Origin of the sequence: Streptomyces canus (assembly GCF_030816965.1) — a bacterium.
In the GTDB taxonomy this organism is placed as follows: Bacteria; Actinomycetota; Actinomycetes; order Streptomycetales; family Streptomycetaceae; genus Streptomyces; species Streptomyces canus_E.
The window spans coordinates 917,234-936,402 of sequence record NZ_JAUSYQ010000002.1 but is presented as its reverse complement, the minus strand read 5'-3'; the positions used below and the strand labels follow the sequence as shown (position 1 = coordinate 936,402).

Genomic DNA, 19,169 nt, shown 5'->3' with positions numbered 1-19,169 from the left:
GATGGCCGGACACGGTGCGCGAAGCCGGCCCTCGACCGGACGGTCGGTGACATGCTGTCGGCCTCGGAGTGATTCAGGAGGCCCGAATGCACGAGCAGCCGTCCCTTCTCGCCGCGCTGGTGTCCGCCCTGCGGACGGGTTCGATCGAAGTCGTCGACCTCACCTCGCCGTTGTCGTCGTCCACACCCGTGATCCAGCTTCCGCCGGAGTTCGGCCAGACGGCCGTCTTCGAGCTGGAGGAGATCAGCCGCTACGACGACCGCGGCCCGGTCTGGTACTGGAACAACTTCCGCAGCGGCGAGCACACCGGCACCCACTTCGACGCCCCGAACCACTGGGTGACCGGAAGGCACCTCGCCGACGTGGCGTCCGTCCCCGCTCAGCGGCTGATCGCCCCCGCCGCCGTACTGGACTTCACCGCCGAGGCGGCCAAGGACCCGGACTTCCTCGTGGAGGTGGACCACGTCAAGGCCTGGGAGGAACACAACGGACCGCTGCCGGACGGCGGTTGGCTGCTGTTGCGCACCGGCTGGGACGCCCGCTCGCACTCCCAGGAGGCCTTCCTCAACGCCGACGAGAACGGCCCTCACACGCCTGGCCTGTCCCCGGAGTGCGCCCGCTGGGTGGCCGAGCAGTCGCCCGTGATCGGCCTCGGCGTCGAGACGGTCGGCACGGACGCCGGGCGCGGGCACTCCTTCGACCCGGCCTTCCCCTGCCACTCCTATCTGATGGGCAGCGACAAGTACGGCCTCACCCAGCTCCAGAACCTGGCCGCGCTGCCCGCGACCGGCAGCGTCGTCGTCGCGGGACCCCTGCCCATCGTCGCGGGCTCCGGCTCGCCCGCGCGCGTGCTGGCCCTCGTGGAGCGGTCATGAAGGTCGCGGAGGCCGTCGGACGGGCCCTGTACGCGGCCGGGATCGAGCAGGTCTTCGGCGTCGTGGGGTCCGGCAACTTCCATCTGACCAACGCCATGGTCGCGGCCGGTGCCCGCTTCGTCGCCGCCCGCCACGAGGGCGGCGCGGCGACGATGGCCGACGCGTACGCGCGCGTGAGCGGCACGGTGGCCGCCGTGAGCGTCCACCAGGGACCCGGGCTCACCAACGCGATGACGGGGATCGCCGAGGCGGCCAAGAGCCGCACACCGCTCGTCGTGGTGGCGGCCGAGGTGACCCGGCCGACCTCCAACTTCCATGTCGACCAGGAGGCGTTGGGGACGGCGGTGGGCGCGGTCCCGATGCGGGTCGCGTCGCCCGAGGACGCCGTAGGACAGGCATGTGCGGCGGTGCGACGGGCCCTGCACGAACGACGTACGGTGCTCCTGAACCTCCCCCTGGACGTACAGGCGGCGGACGCCCCCGGCGATGCCCTCGCCCAGGCCGCACCGCCACCACGGCGAACAGCGGTCGAGCCGTCCGCCGACGACGTGGCGGCTCTGGCCCGGGTGCTGGAGCAGGCCCGGCGGCCGGTCTTCGTGGCCGGACGCGGTGCGCGCTCACCCGGGGCCCGGGACGCCCTCGAAGCTCTTGCCGAGCGCTGGGGCGCCCTGCTGGCGACCTCGGCCGTGGCGCGTGGGCTGTTCCACGACAACCCCTGGTCGCTCGACGTGTCCGGCGGCTTCGCCTCGCCCCTGGCGGCCGAACTCATCGGCAGGGCCGACGTGATCGTCGGCTGGGGCTGCGCACTGAACATGTGGACCATGCGGCACGGCGCCCTCATCGGTGCGGACACGACCGTGGTGCAGGTCGACGACGACCCCTCGGTACTCGGCGCGCACCGGAAGCTGCATCTCGGGGTCACCGGCGATGTCGAACTCACCGCGCGGCACGTCCTGGCGGCCCCCGGCGGGAGACGCCAGGGCCTGCGGACGCCCGGCATCGCCGAGGCCGTGGCCACGCGGGTGCGCTGGCGTGACGTGCCGTACGAGGACACGAGCACCCGTGACCGGATCGACCCCCGCACGCTCAGCATCGCGCTCGACGACCTCCTCCCAGCGGAGCGGGTGATCGGCGTCGACTCCGGCAACTTCATGGGACACCCGAGCATGTTCCTGTCGGTGCCCGACCAGGACGGCTTCTGCTTCACGCAGGCCTACCAGTCGATCGGCCTCGGCCTGGCCACCGCGATCGGCGCGGCCCTGGCCCGTCCGGACCGGCTGCCGGTGGCCGCGCTCGGCGACGGCGGCGCGCTGATGGGCGCCGCCGACCTGGACACCGTACGGCGGCTCGGGCTCCCCATGGTCGTCGTCGTGTACAACGACGACGCCTACGGCGCGGAGGTGCACCACTTCGGCCCCGACGGACATCCGCTCGACACGGTCGAGTTCCCGCCGACCGACATCGCGGCCGTGGCCCGCGGTTACGGTTTCGAGGCGGTGACCGTGCGCACGCGGGCGGACCTGAAGGCCGTGGAGGACTGGGTCGCCGGGCCACGGTCCGCCCCGCTGCTGATCGACGCGAAGGTGGTTCGGGACCGGGGGGCGTGGTGGCTGGAGGAGGCGTTCCGCGGGCACTAGACCCCGGAAAAAAGGAGGAGCAGGATTCCCCTCGCTGTGCCAGCCTGGCGGGCCGGACGACCCAGGAGGGCACCGATGACCGCAGGACCTCGCCTCACCCCGCTGCTGGACCAGTTCGACTGGTCCTGCGAGCGCCTGGCCGGTCGGCTCACCGGGCCGGTCATGGACAGCGGCGACGGCTCGCGGACCCCGGTCGGTCCGCTGACCGACGACGAGTACCTCTGGGAGCCGGTGGCGCACTGCTGGTCCGTCCGTCGGCGTACGGACGGCCCCGGGGCGCGGGCGACCTTCCTGGCCGGGACCGGCGACTGGGGCCGGGACGCCGCGCCCCACCCACACCCCGTTCCGCCGCCGTTCACGACCCTCGCGTGGCGCCTGAGTCACCTCAGCGAGATGCTCCTCCTGCGCGCCGACCACACGACGGGCACCCACGCCCTCACCCGCGACGACTACCGCGTCAGCGGCACCGCCGCCGACGCGATCGCCGCCGTCGACGCGGCCGCCGACGCCTGGCGCACGGCCCTGCGCGACACCGCCGACACCGACCTCGACACCGTCGGCCGCTGCACCTACCCGCACGGCAGCGACGCCGAGGAACCGTTCCTGGACATCGTGTGGTGGGTCAATCAGGAAGTCCTGCACCACGGCGCCGAGATCGCCCTGCTGCGCGACCTGTACCGGGAACGGCGGCGCTGACCGGCCCGGTGCGGGCCGGCGTCCCTCGCCGGCCCGTCCGAACGGCCGAATCAGACCGCGGGCGCCGGATAGGTCGGGTACTCCACGCCGGTCACGTGCTGCACGACCCGGACCACCTGGCAGGAGTAGCCGAACTCGTTGTCGTACCAGAGGTACAGGATCGCGTTGTCGCCGTCGACCTTGGTGGCACCGGCGTCGACGATCGAGGAGTGGCGCGAGCCGATGAAGTCGCTGGAGACCGCGTCGGGGGCCGTGGTGAAGTCGATCTGGCGCTTGAGCGGGGAGGTCAGAGAGACGTCCCGGAGGTGGTCGAGGACCTCCTCGCGGGTGGTCTCCCGGCCCAGGCGCAGGCTCAGGATCGCGATGGAGACGTCCGGTACCGGGACCCGGATCGAGCTGCCGGTGATCGGCGCCTTGAGGTCGGGCAGTGCCTTGGCGACGGCGGAAGCGGCGCCCGTCTCCGTGATGACCATGTTGAGCGGCGCCGAGCGGCCCCGGCGGTCGGCCTTGTGGTAGTTGTCCAGCAGGTTCTGGTCGTTGGTGAACGAGTGGACCGTCTCCACGTGGCCGCGCAGCACGCCGTACTCGTCGGCCATGGCCTTCAGCGGCGGCACGATCGCGTTGGTGGTGCAGGACGCGCAGGACAGGATCTGCTCGTCCGGCTTGATCGTGTCGTGGTTGACCCCGTGCACGATGTTGGGGACGTCGCCCTTGCCCGGCGCGGTCAGGACGACCTTGTCGATGCCGGGGCGCAGATGCTGGGAGAGGCCCTCGCGGTCGCGCCACTTGCCGGTGTTGTCGATGAGGATGGCGTTGTTGATGCCGTACGCCGTGTAGTCGACCTCGGAGGGGTCGTCGGCGTAGATCACCTTGATGGTGTTGCCGTTGGCGATGATCGCGCTCTCGGCCTCGTCGACGGTGATCGTGCCCTGGAACTGGCCGTGGATGGAGTCCCGGCGCAGCAGCGAGGCGCGCTTGATGATGTCCTGGTCGCCGCCCCCGCGGACCACGATCGCGCGCAGTCTGAGGCCGTTGCCGGAGCCCGCCTTCTCGATCAGCAGCCGGGCCACCAGGCGGCCGATGCGGCCGAAGCCGTAGAGGACGACGTCCCGCGGCTCACGGCGGTCGATCTTGTTGCCACCCGTCGCGCCGGCCACGGCCTCGGCGGTGAACTCGGCCACGGACAGCCCGCGGTCGTCGGCCTGGTGGATCTCGGCGAGTCGGCCGATGTCGATCTGCGAGGGGCCGAGGTCCAGCGTCGTGAGCGCCTGGACGAAAGGCAGGGTGTCGGTGACGGAGAGCTCCTCACCGGCGATCTGCCGGGCGAACCGGTGGGTCTTGAGGATGCTGACCACCGACTTGTTCACCAGGGAACGGCTGTGCAGCAGAACCGTCACGTCCCGCTCCCTGTGCAGCATCCCGATCAGCGGGATCATCGATTCCGCGATCTCCTCGCGGTTCTTCCAGTCGGTGAACGAGTCGTCCTTGACAGTCACAGAATTCTCTTTCGAGCTAGGCGGCGCTCATATGCTAACCCCCTGAGGTTTTGATCGATCGTCGGGGTGTCACAGCTCACTGCCCCAGCAACCGGGGCGGTGTGACGTCCGGAACCGGCCGCAGCAGCGAGGGATGCGCGTCGGCCACCCGTTCCTTCGTGAACGCGCCCACGATCCTGCGGGCCAGCAGCGGATCGGCCGGGAGCGTGTGCGCGGCGAACCAGCGGGCGGGCGCCGGATCGGGGGAGGGCTCGACGAACTCCGCGCCCGCGTAGTCGTCCAGCGGCGGGTCGTAGATGTAGCCGCAGACCACGTCGTGCCGTACCAGCCGCTGGACGAGCACGTCGCGGTCATGGACCAGCAGCGGCACCCGGAAGAGGGGGAGCGGCCCCTCGTGCGCCGTCCTGTCGCGCAGCGCCGGCGAGGCCCACGGTGTGCCCGCCAGCAGGGCGACCCCGGCCCTGCGCCGGGCCAGGTCCTCGTCGAGCCGGGCCATCCGCAGCTTCAGCTGGCCGCGGACCAGCGAGCCGTGCCGGGAACGGTAGCCGTGCAGGTCCACACGGACCCACCGCTCGTAGGCGGTCAGGCTCGGTGCCTCCCGCGCGGAGGCGGCGAGCCGCGGTGCGTGCAGGTCCATCCGGAACGCGTCGCGCTCCAGCAGCCCCAGACGCTCCATCGTCCGCCACACCGGGCGCACCAGATGGAGCGACCGGACGGCGGACCGGGCCAGCGGGCGCAGGGTCGTGGCCAGGTCCTCGCGCAGCCTGCCGGGGGTCAGGAGATCGTCCCGCAGCAGCTCCAGTTCCCGGCGTGTGCGCGCGTCCTCGACGGCGAGGAAACCGCCCGCCATCCCGGCCACGTGCTTGGACAGGCTGAACGCCGCCGCCCTGCCGAAGGTTCCGACCGGCTGTCCGGCCACATGGCTGCCGATCGCGTGCGCCGCGTCCTCGAACAGCGGGATCCCCAACTGTTCGCAGCGGCGCCGCAGTTCGAGGACCCGGTCGGGCACGCCGTACAGGTTGGTGGTCAGGACCGCGTCCACGTTGCGCCAGGTCGACTCCGGTACGGCGGCCGGGTCGATGTTGCCGTCCCACACGGATACGGGGGCCTGCACGGGGCGCAGCCCGGCCGCGAGGACCACGAACAGGATCACGTCGTCGTTCACCGGTGACATCAGCACCCGCGCGCCCGGCCGGCACCAGCGCCTGAGCGCCAGGTACAGGGCCAGCCGGGCCGAGGGCGTGTAGACGCACTCGCGTCCCAGTCGCCGGGTCATCGTCGCGGACAGCCGCGAGCCATAGGACATCGGCACCCCTTGTGTCGATGGGCCACGGAAGGACCGTGGAGGAAAACACGCGTCGGCGACACCTCCCGCGGAACCGGAGGTGAGCGGGCTGGTCAGCTCGCCAGCGGTCCCGCGCTGTCGGAGTCCGAGCGGTGCCCGGAGGTGCGCAGGGTGCCGACGGTCTTCAGGAGACGGTCGGCGGGCTCGCGCAGGGCCGGGTGGGCGTTGACCGTGTTGCGCAGACCCCGCACGGGCCGGCGCCACAGACGGTGTGCCGTCGCGACCGGATGGGGACGGGTGGCGAAGCCTTCCGCCACCCGCAGCTCCCGGGTCTTGAGCCAGTCCTTCCACTCCTTGTCGCCGCGCCCCATGTCCATGAGCCGCGCCCCCCGCCGGCCTGCCGCCTCGGCCATCCGCAGATGCATGATCAGGCCGGGGGAGTAGTAGCGCAGCTCGGGGTCGTACGCGGTGAACCAGGGGGCGAACACCGTGCGCGAGGTCGGTCCGAAGTGGGCGGCCACCGGCCGGTCGCCGGCGTACACCACCGAAAGGATCCCGGTGAAGTGCTCCTCGCGGACCTGGAAGAGGTCCTCCACCAGGTTCACGATCCACGGCCGCGCGAACCGGTCCATCCGGCCCGTCCGGCGGTACTGGGCGGACTTCCACCGCATCAGTGTGCGCAGCGCCCTCGGATCGCGCTCGTCGAACACGAACCGCATCTCACCCAGGTCGCGCGTGAGCCGGCGCTCCTTCTTGAGGGTGGTCTTGGCGAGTCCCGGGTACGCGCCGCGCAGCCACTCCGGGTAACTGTCGCTGCCGACCTTGAGATCGATCACCGGGGAGGCGAACGTCCCGGTGACATAGGGGGCGAAAGGTGTCTGCTCCTCGACGAGGTGGTCGAACTCGAACACGGAGAGCCGGCACGCCTTCAGCAGCGCCCGGGTGTCCCAGGTGACCCCGGGGCGGTGCACGAGTCCCTGGCAGTCGGAGAGTCCGAGTCCGATGGCACGGCCGACGCCGAAGGAACCCCGTTCGTACGGGAGGAAGCCCACGGCCTCTCCGCGCTGGTGCAGCACCGCCACCCGGGCGCCGCCGCGGCGGTGTCTGCCGATCCCGGCCGCGAACTCCGGTGCCAGGAACGGGTTGGCGTACTCGGGCGACTCGTCCATCGCTCGGTGCCAGGCCTTGCGGAGCGAGGTGCCGAGCTCTTCGGGTCTGTGGATCGTTATGTCCGTGTCACTGCTCATGGATCGCATGGGCGACCGTTCCCCCCAATTCCCCCCACGACGCGGCGTCCGCGTCCCGCCGATCGAAGTGTCGGCAAGGACCAAACGTCGCCAAACAGTACGCATGCTGTCAAGGGTGTCTGCCGTAACGGAAGAGTGCGGATCGGATACTCCTGGTTCCCGCGGCCGGTCAAGGCAGCAGCCGTCGTTCCTTGGCGACGGCCACCGCGCCGGCCCGGGTCTCGACGCCCAACTTGCCGTAGATCCGCCCCAGATGGGTCTTGACCGTCGCCTCGCTGATGAACAGGGCCCGGGCGATCTCCCGATTGCCGAGGCCGCGGGCGAGCTGCGCGAGGATCTCGTGCTCGCGTGCGGACAGTGCGGGGCGAGGGCTGCGCAGCCGGGTCAGCAGACGGTCGGCCACCGGGGCGGACAGCGTGCTGCGGCCGGACGCGGCGTCGCGGATCGCCGTGAACAACTCCTCGGGCTGCTCGGCCTTGAGGAGATAGCCGGTGGCGCCCGCCTCGATGGCCCGGGTGATGTCGGCGTCCGTGTCGAACATGGTGAGCACCAGCACGCGGGGACCGCGAGAGCCCTCCGCTGTCAACTGCCGGATGGCGGTCACCCCGTCCATGCCGTCGTCCAGTTGAAGATCCATCAGTACGACATCGGGGCCCAGGTGGGCCGCCATGGCGAGCGCCTCCTCACCGGTGGCCGCCTCCCCGACCACGTCGATGCCGTCCGCGCTGGCGAGCAGGGCCCGCAGGCCGGCGCGTACGACGGCATGGTCGTCGCAGAGCAGGAGCCGGACGGGGGACGAGGGCGGCGACGTACTCACAGGGCGGTCTCCTTGACGGCGAGCGGAACGACGAGCGGGACGGCGACCGACACCACGGTGCCCTCTCCCGGCGTGGACTCCACGGTGAGCCCGCCGCCGGCCTGGCGGGCCCGGATCCGCATGGCAGGAAGCCCGTGTCCACGCGTCGGCGATCCGGACCCCCGGGCCTCGTCCCGCTCGAACCCCCGCCCGTTGTCCGCGACATCCAGTGAGACCTGATCGTCCAGCCATGTGAGCGTGAGCGCGGCCCGGGTCGCCGCCGCGTGCTCCCGTACGTTGGCCAGCGAGCCCTGGGCGATCCGCAGCAGCGCCGCCGCCACCCGCTCGGGCAGCGGACCCGGATCCCCCTCGAGCCGGAACTCCACGGTCAGCCCCGGGCCGCTCTCGCGCCGGGCGAGGGCGCCGAGGGCCTCGGCGAGGGAGCCCTCCGCGAGGTCCGCGGGAGCCAGGTCGTGCACGAATCGGCGGGCCTCGGCGAGGCTGTGCGAGGTGATCTCCGCCGCCGCCCGGACATGTTCCCGGGCCGCATCCCGGTCCGAGCCCCACACCAGCTCCGCGGCCTGGAGCAGCATCCGCTGACTGGACAGCCCCTGCGCGAGGGTGTCGTGGATCTCCGCGGACAGCCGCTGGCGCTCCGCCAGGACACCGGCCCGCCGTTCGGTGGCGGCGAGTTCGTGCCGGGTGCGCACCAGGTCCTCGATCAGAACGCGCTGCCGGGCCCCCTGCCGTTGCAGATGCACCAGTACGGCGGTGGCGACCGCGGCGACGGCCGGCGGGGCCACGACCATGTTCGGGTTGAGCGGCCCGTCGGCCACCCGTATCTCCGAGACCACGACCAGCGCGGTGAGCACGGCCGCCGCAGGCACCGCGATCCTCGGCGGCAACGCGTGCAGTCCGGCGAACAACAGGGGCATCACACACCAGGTGGCGCTCGGCGCGAGAACCAGCAGGACGACCCAGACAGCGGTGACCGAGCCCAGCCAGACCAGATGACGCCGGGTGGGCGGCAGTCCCGGACGGGGCGGCGGGGCCACCAGATGCCCGAGGACGTACAGCACACAGAAGAAGGCGAACAGCGCCACCACCCAGCCGGTGCGGGCCCCGCCCTGGTCGCGGGTCAGGAAACGGGCGAACGACGAGCCGAGGAGCAGGAAGAACGCGCCGTGCACGATCGCGCCCAGCCAGCGCTCGTCCGGATCGGAGTGGTTCATGTTCCGTGTCTAACGTGCCGGACGCACGACCGCATCAACCGATCGGCTGACATGCCGGTCGCCCGAACCTCTCGGCAGCGGGAGCCCGTCGGCCGAGCCGGAGGCCCGGCCTCCGCACCCAGGCTGGCAGCAGAGCGACGACCTGCGAAAGGCCTCACGATGCCCGCCAAGAACCTCACTGCCAACCGCGCCGCCCTCGGCCACCGCGTCGGCTACGCCCTGCGTCACCCCGACCGCGTGCCCCGCCATGTGGCCCGTGCCGCCCGCGACCTGTGGCTGCGTCACCGGCATCCGGACCACATCTCCTACTACCGCGCCGTGATGCGCTCCGACACCCGGACCGACCCGGACGCGGCCGTCGGCAGCCGCAACCGGGAGCGCTGGCTGGCGCTCGGGGCGATGCAGTTCGACTACCTCCTCGGCCACGGGCTGCGCCCCGAGCACCGCATGCTGGAGATCGGCTGCGGCAACCTGCGCGGCGGCTGGCGGTTCATCCGCCACCTGGAGCCCGGGCACTACCACGGCATCGACATCTCGCCCGACATCCTCTTCGCCGCGCAGGACACGATCGTCGACATGTCCCTTCAGAAGCGGCTGCCGAACCTCACCCCGGTGCGCGACCTGACGCTGCGGTTCCTGCCGGACGCCCACTTCGACGTCGTCCATGCGCACAGCGTCTTCTCGCACTCGCCGCTCCCGGTGATCGAGGAGTGTCTGGCCAACGTCGGCCGGGTGCTCGCCCCGGGCGGCTGGTTCGACTTCACCTTCGACCGCACCGAGGGCGAGGAGCACCACGTACTCCGGGAGGACTTCTACTACCGCGTCGAGACGCTCGTCGGGCTGGCCGAGAAGCACGGACTGCGGGCCCGGTTCATGGACGACTGGGAGGAACTCCCGCACGGCCAGTCCAAGATCCGCGTGACCCACGGGGACGCGAGCCGGTGAGTGCGGCCGAAATTGCCTGTCGCCGGGGCCGGTGAGGGCACAGACTCCTCTCATGGCTGACATGGGGGAGTTCCGGGACGCGGTCACGGCGTGGGCGGCCGGTGGCCCCGGCGACCGGGCACGCGAACTGGCCGCGCGGCTGTCCGTCAGGACCGTCGTCCTGCTCGAGGGGCCGAGCGACGTGGCGGCGGTCGACGCGCTGGCCGCGAGCCGTGGCCGGGACCTCGCCGCCGAGGGGCTCTGCGTCCTGGCCATGGGCGGGGCGATGAGCGTCGGCCGCTTCGCGGGCCTTCTCGGCCCGTCAGGCCTGGGCCTGCGTCTGACGGGACTGTGCGACGAGAGGGAACGGCCCTTCTACGCCCGGGGCTGGGAGCGGGCCGGCGCGGAGCCGGACGGGTACTTCGTCTGTGCGGCGGACCTGGAGGACGAGCTCATCCGCGCGCTGGGTGTCGCACGGGTGAAGGAACTCGTGCGCGAGGAGGGCGACCTGCGGCCCCTGGAGACCTTCCTGTCCCAGCCCGCCCAGCAGGGCCGCCCTGCTCAGCAGCAGTTGCGGCGCTTCCTCGGTACGAAGAAGGGACGCAAGATCCACTACGGTCGCGTCCTCGTCGAGGCGCTCGACCCCGACCGCGTGCCCGCCCCGCTCGACGACCTGTTCGCGGCTCTCTGACCGGGGCTCTGTCGCACACCCGGAACGCCAGGAGGCGTGTGCGGAGGCGAGCACGCTCGAAATTACTTGAGTCAGGCAAGTGAACGAGCTGTGTGCGTGGCGTGTTCACCGATATCACCGCCCGGGGTCTTGTTAGGACAATCGCCGGGGATCTAGGGTCGACTCCGGGAGAGCAAGCGCTTTCCCCGCACGTCAGCGTCCCCTTGCCGGACGTCCGAGGAGGACCGTATGCCCCGTCCAGCCCGCCGCCGCGTAGCCGTGGTCGGCACCGGCGCCATCGTCAGCGGCAGCCATCTGTCCGCGCTCAGGGCCCACGCCGAGCGCACAGAACTGGTCGCCGCCGTCGACGTGGACCAGGGCAGGCTCGACGCCTTCCGGGAACTCGCGGGCGGCGAGGTCGCCGGCTACACCTCCATGGCCGAGATGCTGGACGCCGCACGCCCCGACCTGGTCCTCATCGGCACCCCGCCGTCGCTGCACCGGGAACAGACGGTGGCCGCCCTCAAGGCGGGCGCCTGGGTGCTGTGCGAGAAGCCGCTGACCCTGTCGCTCGCCGAGTACGACGAGATCGCGGCGGCCGAGGAGGCGTCCGGGGCCTACGCCTCCGTGGTCTTCCAGCACCGCTACGGCTCCGGCGCCGTCCACGCGCGCGAGCTGATCACGAGCGGCGAGCTGGGCGCCCCCCGCGTCGCGCACTGCCAGACCACCTGGTACCGGGACGCCGCCTACTACGCCGTACCGTGGCGCGGCACGTGGGCCGGCGAGGGCGGCGGCCCCACCATGGGCCACGGCATCCACCAGTACGACCTGCTGCTGCACCTGCTCGGCCCATGGGCGGAGATCCGCGCGATGGCGGCCCGGCTGGTCCACGACACCGAGAGCGAGGACGTCTCCACGGCCCTCGTCCGGTTCGAGAACGGCGCCCTCGCCACCGTCGTCAACAGTGTGCTGTCACCCGACGAGGTGAGCCGCATCCGCATCGACTGCGCCGACGCGACCGTCGAACTCACCCATCTGTACGGGCACCGCAACCAGGACTGGACCTACACACCCGCCCCCCACGTGGCCGCCGACCGCGTCGACGCCTGGCGTACGCCCGCCGCCGACGTGCCCAGCTCGCACGGGGCCCAGCTCGGCGCGCTCCTCGACGCGTACGACAACGGTGTCAGGCCTCCCGGCAGCGGCGCCGACGCGCGTGCCACCCTCGAGTTCGCCGCAGCGCTCTACAAGTCCGCGTTCACGGGCCGGCCCGTGCACGCCGGCGAGATCGCGCCGGGCGACCCCTTCTACTCGGCCATGCACGGCGACCACCCCCACTGGGCCCCCAAGGAGCGCGCATGAGCATCCGCGTCAGCCACGTCCACGGCGAGCACATCGCCGTCGAGGCGGCGAACGGCACGGAGATCCTCCGCTACGTCTACCGACCCGACCCCGAGGCCTTCGAGGCCAAGAAGCCCTACGCGCACCCGGTGCGCACCCTCGGCGGCCGCACGGTGACCGGCTACCGTCCCAACGACCACCGCTGGCACAAGGGTCTGCAGATGACCGCGAGCCATCTGTCGGGGCAGAACTTCTGGGGCGGCAACTGCTACGTCCACGGGCAGGGCTATCTGCCCCTGCCGGAGCGCGTCGGCTCGATGCGGCACGACGGTTTCCCGGTGCTGTCGGTCGACGACGACCGGCTCACCGTCGCCGAGGAGCTCACCTGGGTGGAGCACGGCGGCAGCGAGTGGGCGCGCGAAGTCCGCGGCATCACCGTCCACTCGGTCGACGAGGAGGCGGGCTCCTGGGCGCTGGACTGGTCGATCCGCCTCACCAACACCCGCGACGAGCCGCTGGCCTTCGGTTCCCCCACCACCGCGGGCCGTGAGATGGCGGGTTACACCGGACTCCAGTGGCGCGGCCCCCGCGACTTCACCGGTGGGTCGGTCTTCGCCCCGGACACGGACGGCGACGCGGACAAGCTGATGGGCAGCCAGAGCCCCTGGCTGGCCTTCACCACCGAGCACGACGACGTGGACGCCCACTCCACGCTCGTCTTCGCGCACGCTCCCGAGAACCTCGACCCGCAGACCGCGATCCACGAGTCGCACTGGTTCGTGCGCTCCGAGCCCTTCCCGACGGTCGCGTTCTCCTGGGCGTTCTTCGAGGAGTTCGAGCTGCCGCCGGGGGAGTCCTTCGCGTACCGCTACCGGCTGGTCGTGGCCGACGGTGCCTGGGACGAGGACCGCGTGTCCTCCTGTCTGGAAGGCCTGTCCTGGTGAAGCCCGGCCTTCCCCACCCGCTGCCGGGCGCCGTGGGCCTGTCCCACCTGAGCGCCTACGACTGGGAGGCCGCCGACGGCGTCTGCGGCGGCAGCCCGCATCTGCACCTGGTGTGCACGGAGGCCTACGTCGTCACCGGCGGCCGGGGCGCGGTGCAGACGCTGAGTCCCGACGGCTACCGGGAGATCCCCCTGGAGCCGGGCTCGATCGCCTGGTTCACACCGGGCACCGTGCACCGCATGGTCCAGGGCGGCGATCTGCGCATCACCGTGCTGATGCAGAACAGCGGTCTGCCCGAGGCCGGGGACGCCGTCTTCACCTTCCCACCGGAGGTGCTCGCCGACCCCTCGCGGTATGCCGAGGCCGCCCGGCTCCCGCCCGGTACGGGACCGGAGACGGCCGCGGCCGCCCGCCGGCGCCGCGACCTCGCCGTCGAGGGCTACCTCGGCCTGCGCGAGGCACTGGTCGCCGGAGACAACGGCCCGTATCTGGAGTTCCAGCGGACCGCCGCCCGCCTGGTACAGGACAAGGTGCCCACCTGGCGCGAGCTGTGGCGGACCGGTGCCCTGGCCACCGCGGAGCGCACCGGCGTCCAGCTCGACGCACTGGCGGCCGGTGAACCGTCGTACCTCGGCGAGGCGACCGCCCACGCGGCCGCGCCGACCCGGCTCGGCGGCTTCGGGATGTGCGGCCGACGCGACGAGTACAACCTGCCGGGCACGACACTGCCGTACGGCGGCGAGTAACACCGTTTGTTCTGGGGGGAGTTACGAGGGGGGCCGTAGAAAGTCCGAGGAAGGGATGAGGTGACCTCGGCATGCCCGGACACAGGACAAAGGGGTTCTGCGCTTCGGCCGTCGCACTCGCGCTCTGCGTGCTGGCGGCCGGCTGCGGGGGCTCCGGGGAATCGGTCGGCGGCGGCAAGGCCGTGCTCCGCTACACGTGGTGGGGCAACCCCGACCGCGCGGAGCGCACCGAGCAGGCCGTCGCCCTGTTCGAGAAACAGCACCCGAACGTACAGGTGCAGACGTCGTTCTCGGGTTACGACGCCTACAAGCAGAAGCTCGCCGTCCAGGCCACGGGCGGCGACGCACCCGACGTGATGCAGCTCGACTACCGCCAGATCGACCAGTACGCCTCCGGCGGGGTCCTGCTCGACCTGGCGAAACAGAAGGCCGTACTGCGCACCTCCGAGATCGACTCCGGGCTGCTCGCCACCGGCCGCGTGGACGGCACCCAGTACGCGATCCCGCAGGGCCGGGGCACCGAGACCGTCGTCTACGACGTCAAGACCTGGAAGGCCTCCGGAGTGCCGCTCCCCGCGCAGGGGTGGACCTGGAACGACTGGGCCCAGGCGGTGCGCGCGCTCAAGAAGAAGACCGGCGAACCCGGCGCCACCGATCCCGGTCAGAGCGAGGACGCCTTCGAGGTCTGGCTGCGCGGGCAGGGCAAGGCCCTCTACACCAAGGAGGGCGGACTGGGCTTCACCGCCGCCGACCTCACCAGGTGGTGGACCTTCACCGACCGGCTGAGGCGCGAGGGAGCCGTCTCCCCGGCCGAGCAGACCACCCAGCTCGACGGCTCCGTGGAGAACACCCCGCTGGGCCGCGGCAAGGCGGTCTCCGACACCAACTGGGACGCCCCGTCGAGCGGTTACCTCGCGATCATTCCGACGGGGATCGCGCTGGCGCCCATGCCGTCCGGCTCCGACGGCACGCCGGGGCAGTACTTCAAGCCGTCGATGTTCCTCGGTGTCTCCGCCCACACCGGCCACGCCGAGGCGGCCGCCCAGCTCGTCGACTTCCTCCTCAACGACCAGGACGCGGCGAAGATCCTCGGCGCCACCCGCGGCATCCCCGTCAACGAGACCATCCGCAGGGAGACAGCACCCCTCCTCAAGGACTTCGACAAGACGGTCGCCGACTACCAAGCCTCCCTGGAAGGGACGTTGAAGGATCCGCCACAGGCCCCACCCTCCGGCGACAACGCCCTGCAGACCACCTTCCAGCGTGACTACGACCAGGTGTCCTACGAGCGCATGACGCCCCGCGAGGCGGCCGAGAACTACGTCACCGAGGCGAAGGCGGAGCTGAGGTCATGACCACCACCGCGATCCCGACGGGGGAGAAGCGCGCCACCGCCCCCACCACGAAACGCCGGACCAAGCGCGAACGCCAGGGCGCCGCCTGGGTGTTCCTCTCCCCGTGGGTCCTCGGCGCGAGCGTCCTCACCCTGCTGCCGATGGCCGTCTCGCTGTACCTGTCCTTCACCGACTACAACCTCTTCGACCCGCCCCACTGGGTGGGCCTGCGCAACTACACGCAGATGTTCACCGAGGACCCGCGCTACTGGCGTTCCGTCACGACGACCCTGATGTACGTCGTCATAGCGGTGCCGCTCCAACTGGCCCTCGCGCTGGTCGTCGCGCTCGCCCTGAAGTCCATGAAACGCGGCAAGGCCTTCTACCGGTCCGCGTTCTACGCCCCCTCGCTGCTCGGCGCCTCCATGTCCATCGCCCTCGTCTGGCGAGCCGTCTTCAACGACGGCGGCACCGTGGACAACCTCTTCGGCACCGGCGGCTGGGTCAACAGGCCCGGCTGGGCGCTGCTGGCCGTCGCGCTGCTGACGGTGTGGCAGTTCGGGGCGCCGATGGTCATCTTCCTCGCGGGTCTGCAGCAGATACCCGCCGAGCTCTACGAAGCGGCGGCCGTCGACGGGGCCGGGACATGGCGGCAGTTCCTGTCCGTCACCGTGCCCATGCTGTCCCCGGTGCTCTTCTTCAACCTGGTCCTCCAGACCATCCAGGCCTTCCAGGTCTTCACACCCGCCTTCGCGGTGAGCGCGGGCAAGGGCGGCCCCGCCGACTCCACGCTCGTCTACACGATGTACCTCTACGACCGCGGTTTCGTCGCCTCCCACATGGGCTACGCCTCCGCCATGGCCTGGGTGCTGCTGCTCGTCATCGGCGTCGTCACGGCGGTGCTGTTCCGCACCTCGCGTTCCTGGGTCTTCTACGCGTCCGAGGGGGACCGATGACCTCCGTATCAACTGCCGCCGCCCGCAAGCCCGTTCGCTGGGGACGGGTCGCCCTGCACCTCGGCTGTCTGGCTGCCCTGCTCGTGATGCTCTACCCGCTGGCCTGGCTGCTCGCCACCTCGCTCAAGCCGGCCGACGAGGTGATCGCCAGCCTCGACCTGCTGCCCAGCCACCTCGAGTGGTCCAACTACGAGACCGCCTTCGACGGCGTCAACGACGTCTCCGTGTGGCGGCTGCTGTCCAACTCGCTGCTGATCGCGGGTGGCGCGGTCCTCGGCAACGTGATCAGCTGCTCGCTCGCCGCCTACGCCTTCGCCCGACTGCGCTTCCGTTTCCGTGGCCCGATGTTCGCCTTCATGATCGCCACGATCATGCTGCCGCACCACGCGATCCTGATCCCGCAGTACATCATCTTCAACAAGCTCGGCATGGTGAACACCTACTGGCCGCTGATCCTGCCCAAGTTCCTGGCCACGGAGGCGTTCTTCGTCTTCCTCATCGTGCAGTTCATGCGCGGTCTGCCACGTGAGCTGGAGGAGGCCGCCCGCATCGACGGCTGCGGGCCCTTCCGCAGCTTCTTCCAGATCGTGCTGCCACTGACCAGGCCCGCGCTGATCACCACGGCGATCTTCACCTTCATCTGGACCTGGAACGACTTCTTCACCCAGCTCATCTACCTCTTCGACCCGGACAAGTTCACGCTCACGCTCGCCCTCAGGTCGTTCGTGGACGCCTCCAGCCAGTCGGCGTTCGGCCCGATGTTCGCGATGTCGGTGATCGCGCTGCTGCCGATCGTGCTGTTCTTCCTCGCCTTCCAGCGGTTCCTGGTGGAGGGTATGGCGAGCTCGGGACTCAAGGGATGAGCGGGATGCGCGCTCGTGAACCGGGCGAGGTCTTCGGGCCCAGGATGACCTTGTTCGCCGACATGCTGAGTGTGGGCCTGGCAACGGCCCTGGTCTGCCTGCCCGTGGTGACGGCCCCGGCCGCGCTGTCGACCGCGTGCGCGGTCCTGCGGGGCGCGGGGGAGGGGCGACCGGCCACCGCCGGCCGGTACTTCGCGGCCCTACGACGTCGGCTGCGGGCCGGTGACCTGGGGGCGGGCGCCGTCGCCCTGGCCGGTGCGCTGCTCTTCCTGGCAGACCTGGCGCTCGCCGGGGCCGGGCTGCCGGGGGCGCCGCTGTTCGCGGTGCCGGCCGTCGGCATCGGTGCGGTCGCCCTGGTGGTGGGCCTGCGGGCCTGCGCCCGCCCCGAGTCGCTCACCGACTGGCCGGCCGCCGTGCGGGAGGCCGCCCGGGACGCCGTGCGGGATGTCGGCGGCAGCGCCCTGGTGCTGCTCGCCGTGGCCACGGCGGCCCTGTGCGCGTGGATGCTGGTGCCGCTGGCCTTCCTGGTGCCCGGACCGTTGGCGCTCGCGCTCACCGCCGTAAACGTCCGGCTCACTGCCAGGCGGTGAGGACGTCCGGCTGAGAGACGGGCGGGCAGGGACTCCTGGTTTGGGAGCCCCTGCCCGCCCGGTCGGCCAGGTCAGGCGGCCCGGAACGACCGCAGCCGCAGCGAGTTGCCGACCACGAACACCGACGAGAACGCCATCGCCGCCCCCGCGAGCATCGGGTTGAGCAGTCCGGCCGCCGCCAGCGGCAGTGCGGCCACGTTGTAGGCGAAGGCCCAGAAGAGGTTGGACCGGATCGTCCCGAGGGTGCGGCGGGCGAGCCGGATGGCGTCCGCCGCCGCCCGCAGGTCGCCCCGGACGGGGGGCAGATCGCCCGCCTCGATTTCTCGATGCGCGCCGCGCACGAGGCGCAGGTCATGCCGCCGATGGCCAGCTCGGTCCCGGCTGCTGCGGTGGTGGTCATGGCTGCTCCTCTTAGATACCAGGTGGGGGTATGGTGGGTCGCGACTCCTATATACCCCCCATGGGTATCTGGAGCAAGCTGGTCGAGCGGCTTGACTAGGTACCCCCCAGGGGTATGGTGAAGTGCATCGAGAGCCGCATACCGACCAGGAGGAGCCGGCCATGCACGCTGGACTGAGGATCACCGCATTCGCGGCCGCACTGGCCGCGACGTTCGGCACCGCCTACGGCGTGGGCCAGAGCGTGGGGCCCGTGACCGAGGACGAGGCGCCCGCCCGCCATGACGTGCACACGGGAGACAGCGAGTCAGGGCCCTCGGAGAGCTCCGGGCACTCGGGCCACGAGTCGCCCCCCGTCGGCGGACTACAGATCTCCGAGAACGGCTACACCCTCGACCTGCGGACCCCGCGCCTCGCGGCCGGACGCACCGCCGACCTCCGCTTCGCCATCCGGGGCGAAGACGGCCGCGCGGTCACCGCCTTCCGCCGGGAACACGACAAGGAACTGCACCTCATCGTCGCCTCACGCGACCTGAACACCTACCGCCATCTGCACCCCACCCGGGCCGCCGACGGCACCTGGAGCATCCCCGTGTCGCTGCCCCGTGCGGGCGGCTACCGGGTCTTCGCCGACTTCACCCCCGAGAAGAAGGGTGCCGAGAACCTCACCCTGGGCGCGGATCTGGCCGTCTCGGGCACCTACGCGCCGCGGAACCTGCCGGCGCCGGACACCACGGCCAGGACCGAGGGCTACGAGGTGAAGCTGGGCGGAGCCCTGCGCCCCGGCGCCGCCCGCGAGCTGAAGCTGACGGTCTCCCGCAACGGCAGGCCCGTCACCGATCTCCAGCCCTATCTCGGCGCCTACGGCCACCTGGTCGCCCTGCGGTCCGGCGACCTCGCCTACCTCCACGTCCACCCGGGCGGTGAACCCGGCGGCGGCTCGACCGAGCCCGGCCCGGACATCTCCTTCACGGCCACGGCGCCCAGCAGCGGCACCTACCGGCTCTTCCTCGACTTCAAGCACGAGGGCAAGGTGCACACCGCCGCGTTCACGGTCCGTGCGGGTGGAGTGGCGACAGGGGAAGAGGCCTCCGGAGAGGCCCCCCACGAGTCCTCGGGCGACCACGGTCACTGACGTT

General features: G+C 71.4%; 18 protein-coding genes and 1 pseudogene. 13 read left to right on the top strand and 6 right to left on the bottom strand.

What is annotated here, in order from left to right:
• Positions 1 to 86 precede the first annotated feature (86 nt).
• The 3 genes from QF027_RS05330 to QF027_RS05320 all read left to right on the top strand — a co-directional run bounded on the left by QF027_RS05330 (position 87) and on the right by QF027_RS05320 (position 3,208).
• Positions 87 to 875 carry a cyclase family protein gene (locus QF027_RS05330; protein ID WP_307072977.1) on the top strand — a complete coding sequence of 263 codons (789 nt, stop codon included), beginning with the start codon at positions 87 to 89 and terminating at the stop codon, positions 873 to 875.
• The gene (locus QF027_RS05325) at positions 872 to 2,512 is read left to right on the top strand and encodes a thiamine pyrophosphate-binding protein (protein WP_307072975.1); all 1,641 of its coding nucleotides are present in this window, start codon (positions 872 to 874) and stop codon (positions 2,510 to 2,512) included. The genes QF027_RS05330 and QF027_RS05325 overlap by 4 nt, the downstream gene beginning before the upstream one ends.
• Positions 2,513 to 2,587: 75 nt before the next feature.
• A complete protein-coding gene (locus QF027_RS05320; RefSeq protein WP_307072974.1) occupies positions 2,588 to 3,208 on the top strand; it encodes a DinB family protein in 621 nt (206 codons plus the stop codon).
• Positions 3,209 to 3,258: 50 nt separating this feature from the next.
• Here QF027_RS05320 and QF027_RS05315 read toward each other — a convergent pair whose 3' ends face one another.
• The 5 genes from QF027_RS05315 to QF027_RS05295 all read right to left on the bottom strand — a co-directional run bounded on the left by QF027_RS05315 (position 3,259) and on the right by QF027_RS05295 (position 9,264).
• On the bottom strand, positions 3,259 to 4,704 hold the full coding sequence (locus QF027_RS05315) for a glyceraldehyde-3-phosphate dehydrogenase (protein WP_307072972.1): 1,446 nt from the start codon (positions 4,702 to 4,704) through the stop codon (positions 3,259 to 3,261).
• A 76-nt stretch (positions 4,705 to 4,780) separates the two neighbouring features.
• On the bottom strand, positions 4,781 to 6,010 hold the full coding sequence (locus QF027_RS05310; protein WP_307072970.1) for a DegT/DnrJ/EryC1/StrS family aminotransferase: 1,230 nt from the start codon (positions 6,008 to 6,010) through the stop codon (positions 4,781 to 4,783).
• A 92-nt stretch (positions 6,011 to 6,102) separates the two neighbouring features.
• Positions 6,103 to 7,245: a GNAT family N-acetyltransferase gene (locus QF027_RS05305; protein ID WP_307072968.1), complete on the bottom strand. Its 1,143-nt coding sequence runs from the start codon at positions 7,243 to 7,245 to the stop codon at positions 6,103 to 6,105.
• A 160-nt stretch (positions 7,246 to 7,405) separates the two neighbouring features.
• A complete protein-coding gene (locus QF027_RS05300; RefSeq protein WP_307072967.1) occupies positions 7,406 to 8,053 on the bottom strand; it encodes a response regulator in 648 nt (215 codons plus the stop codon).
• Positions 8,050 to 9,264 (bottom strand): sensor histidine kinase, encoded by a 1,215-nt coding sequence (locus QF027_RS05295; protein ID WP_307072965.1) that lies wholly within the window; start codon positions 9,262 to 9,264, stop codon positions 8,050 to 8,052. Before QF027_RS05295 ends, QF027_RS05300 begins: the two co-directional genes overlap by 4 nt.
• 159 nt (positions 9,265 to 9,423) lie before the next feature.
• On the opposite strand from QF027_RS05295, the gene QF027_RS05290 reads away from it, so the two are divergent.
• The 9 genes from QF027_RS05290 (at position 9,424) to QF027_RS05250 (ending at position 17,632) form a co-directional block, all read left to right on the top strand.
• The gene (locus tag QF027_RS05290; protein ID WP_307072962.1) at positions 9,424 to 10,209 is read left to right on the top strand and encodes a class I SAM-dependent methyltransferase; all 786 of its coding nucleotides are present in this window, start codon (positions 9,424 to 9,426) and stop codon (positions 10,207 to 10,209) included.
• A 52-nt stretch (positions 10,210 to 10,261) separates the two neighbouring features.
• The gene (locus QF027_RS05285) at positions 10,262 to 10,879 is read left to right on the top strand and encodes a TOPRIM nucleotidyl transferase/hydrolase domain-containing protein (protein ID WP_306985521.1); all 618 of its coding nucleotides are present in this window, start codon (positions 10,262 to 10,264) and stop codon (positions 10,877 to 10,879) included.
• A 228-nt stretch (positions 10,880 to 11,107) separates the two neighbouring features.
• Positions 11,108 to 12,220: a Gfo/Idh/MocA family protein gene (locus QF027_RS05280; protein ID WP_307072960.1), complete on the top strand. Its 1,113-nt coding sequence runs from the start codon at positions 11,108 to 11,110 to the stop codon at positions 12,218 to 12,220.
• Positions 12,217 to 13,143 carry a DUF6807 domain-containing protein gene (locus QF027_RS05275; protein WP_306985525.1) on the top strand — a complete coding sequence of 309 codons (927 nt, stop codon included), beginning with the start codon at positions 12,217 to 12,219 and terminating at the stop codon, positions 13,141 to 13,143. Before QF027_RS05280 ends, QF027_RS05275 begins: the two co-directional genes overlap by 4 nt.
• Positions 13,140 to 13,889, top strand: coding sequence for a cupin (locus QF027_RS05270; protein WP_307072958.1), 750 nt, complete (start codon positions 13,140 to 13,142; stop codon positions 13,887 to 13,889). Before QF027_RS05275 ends, QF027_RS05270 begins: the two co-directional genes overlap by 4 nt.
• A 71-nt stretch (positions 13,890 to 13,960) precedes the next feature.
• A complete protein-coding gene (locus tag QF027_RS05265) occupies positions 13,961 to 15,244 on the top strand; it encodes an ABC transporter substrate-binding protein (RefSeq protein WP_307072956.1) in 1,284 nt (427 codons plus the stop codon).
• Positions 15,241 to 16,179: a carbohydrate ABC transporter permease gene (locus QF027_RS05260; RefSeq protein ID WP_306985532.1), complete on the top strand. Its 939-nt coding sequence runs from the start codon at positions 15,241 to 15,243 to the stop codon at positions 16,177 to 16,179. The genes QF027_RS05265 and QF027_RS05260 overlap by 4 nt, the downstream gene beginning before the upstream one ends.
• Complete coding sequence (locus QF027_RS05255; RefSeq protein ID WP_307072954.1) at positions 16,176 to 17,042, top strand: carbohydrate ABC transporter permease; 867 nt, start codon at positions 16,176 to 16,178, stop codon at positions 17,040 to 17,042. Before QF027_RS05260 ends, QF027_RS05255 begins: the two co-directional genes overlap by 4 nt.
• Positions 17,039 to 17,632: a hypothetical protein gene (locus QF027_RS05250; protein ID WP_307072952.1), complete on the top strand. Its 594-nt coding sequence runs from the start codon at positions 17,039 to 17,041 to the stop codon at positions 17,630 to 17,632. The genes QF027_RS05255 and QF027_RS05250 overlap by 4 nt, the downstream gene beginning before the upstream one ends.
• Before the next feature lie 71 nt (positions 17,633 to 17,703).
• Here the strand turns inward: QF027_RS05250 and QF027_RS05245 are convergent.
• Positions 17,704 to 17,952, bottom strand: a pseudogene (locus QF027_RS05245) (heavy metal translocating P-type ATPase); the annotation flags it as partial.
• Positions 17,953 to 18,193: 241 nt separating this feature from the next.
• Between QF027_RS05245 and QF027_RS05240 the strand changes: the two are divergent.
• Positions 18,194 to 19,165, top strand: coding sequence for a hypothetical protein (locus QF027_RS05240; RefSeq protein WP_307072950.1), 972 nt, complete (start codon positions 18,194 to 18,196; stop codon positions 19,163 to 19,165).
• Positions 19,166 to 19,169: the final 4 nt, after the last annotated feature.

What these genes read in the sequence shown, in the direction of transcription:
- QF027_RS05250 (WP_307072952.1), top strand. Translation starts at nt 17,039, where the DNA reads ATGAGCGGGATGCGCGCTCGTGAACCGGGCGAGGTCTTCGGGCCCAGG.
- QF027_RS05285 (WP_306985521.1), top strand. Translation starts at nt 10,262, where the DNA reads ATGGCTGACATGGGGGAGTTCCGGGACGCGGTCACGGCGTGGGCGGCC.
- QF027_RS05280 (WP_307072960.1), top strand. Translation starts at nt 11,108, where the DNA reads ATGCCCCGTCCAGCCCGCCGCCGCGTAGCCGTGGTCGGCACCGGCGCC.
- QF027_RS05240 (WP_307072950.1), top strand. Translation starts at nt 18,194, where the DNA reads ATGCACGCTGGACTGAGGATCACCGCATTCGCGGCCGCACTGGCCGCG.
- QF027_RS05265 (WP_307072956.1), top strand. Translation starts at nt 13,961, where the DNA reads ATGCCCGGACACAGGACAAAGGGGTTCTGCGCTTCGGCCGTCGCACTC.
- QF027_RS05330 (WP_307072977.1), top strand. Translation starts at nt 87, where the DNA reads ATGCACGAGCAGCCGTCCCTTCTCGCCGCGCTGGTGTCCGCCCTGCGG.
- QF027_RS05325 (WP_307072975.1), top strand. Translation starts at nt 872, where the DNA reads ATGAAGGTCGCGGAGGCCGTCGGACGGGCCCTGTACGCGGCCGGGATC.
- QF027_RS05305 (WP_307072968.1), bottom strand. Translation starts at nt 7,245, where the DNA reads ATGCGATCCATGAGCAGTGACACGGACATAACGATCCACAGACCCGAA.
- QF027_RS05260 (WP_306985532.1), top strand. Translation starts at nt 15,241, where the DNA reads ATGACCACCACCGCGATCCCGACGGGGGAGAAGCGCGCCACCGCCCCC.
- QF027_RS05275 (WP_306985525.1), top strand. Translation starts at nt 12,217, where the DNA reads ATGAGCATCCGCGTCAGCCACGTCCACGGCGAGCACATCGCCGTCGAG.
- QF027_RS05310 (WP_307072970.1), bottom strand. Translation starts at nt 6,010, where the DNA reads ATGTCCTATGGCTCGCGGCTGTCCGCGACGATGACCCGGCGACTGGGA.
- QF027_RS05290 (WP_307072962.1), top strand. Translation starts at nt 9,424, where the DNA reads ATGCCCGCCAAGAACCTCACTGCCAACCGCGCCGCCCTCGGCCACCGC.
- QF027_RS05295 (WP_307072965.1), bottom strand. Translation starts at nt 9,264, where the DNA reads ATGAACCACTCCGATCCGGACGAGCGCTGGCTGGGCGCGATCGTGCAC.
- QF027_RS05320 (WP_307072974.1), top strand. Translation starts at nt 2,588, where the DNA reads ATGACCGCAGGACCTCGCCTCACCCCGCTGCTGGACCAGTTCGACTGG.
- QF027_RS05255 (WP_307072954.1), top strand. Translation starts at nt 16,176, where the DNA reads ATGACCTCCGTATCAACTGCCGCCGCCCGCAAGCCCGTTCGCTGGGGA.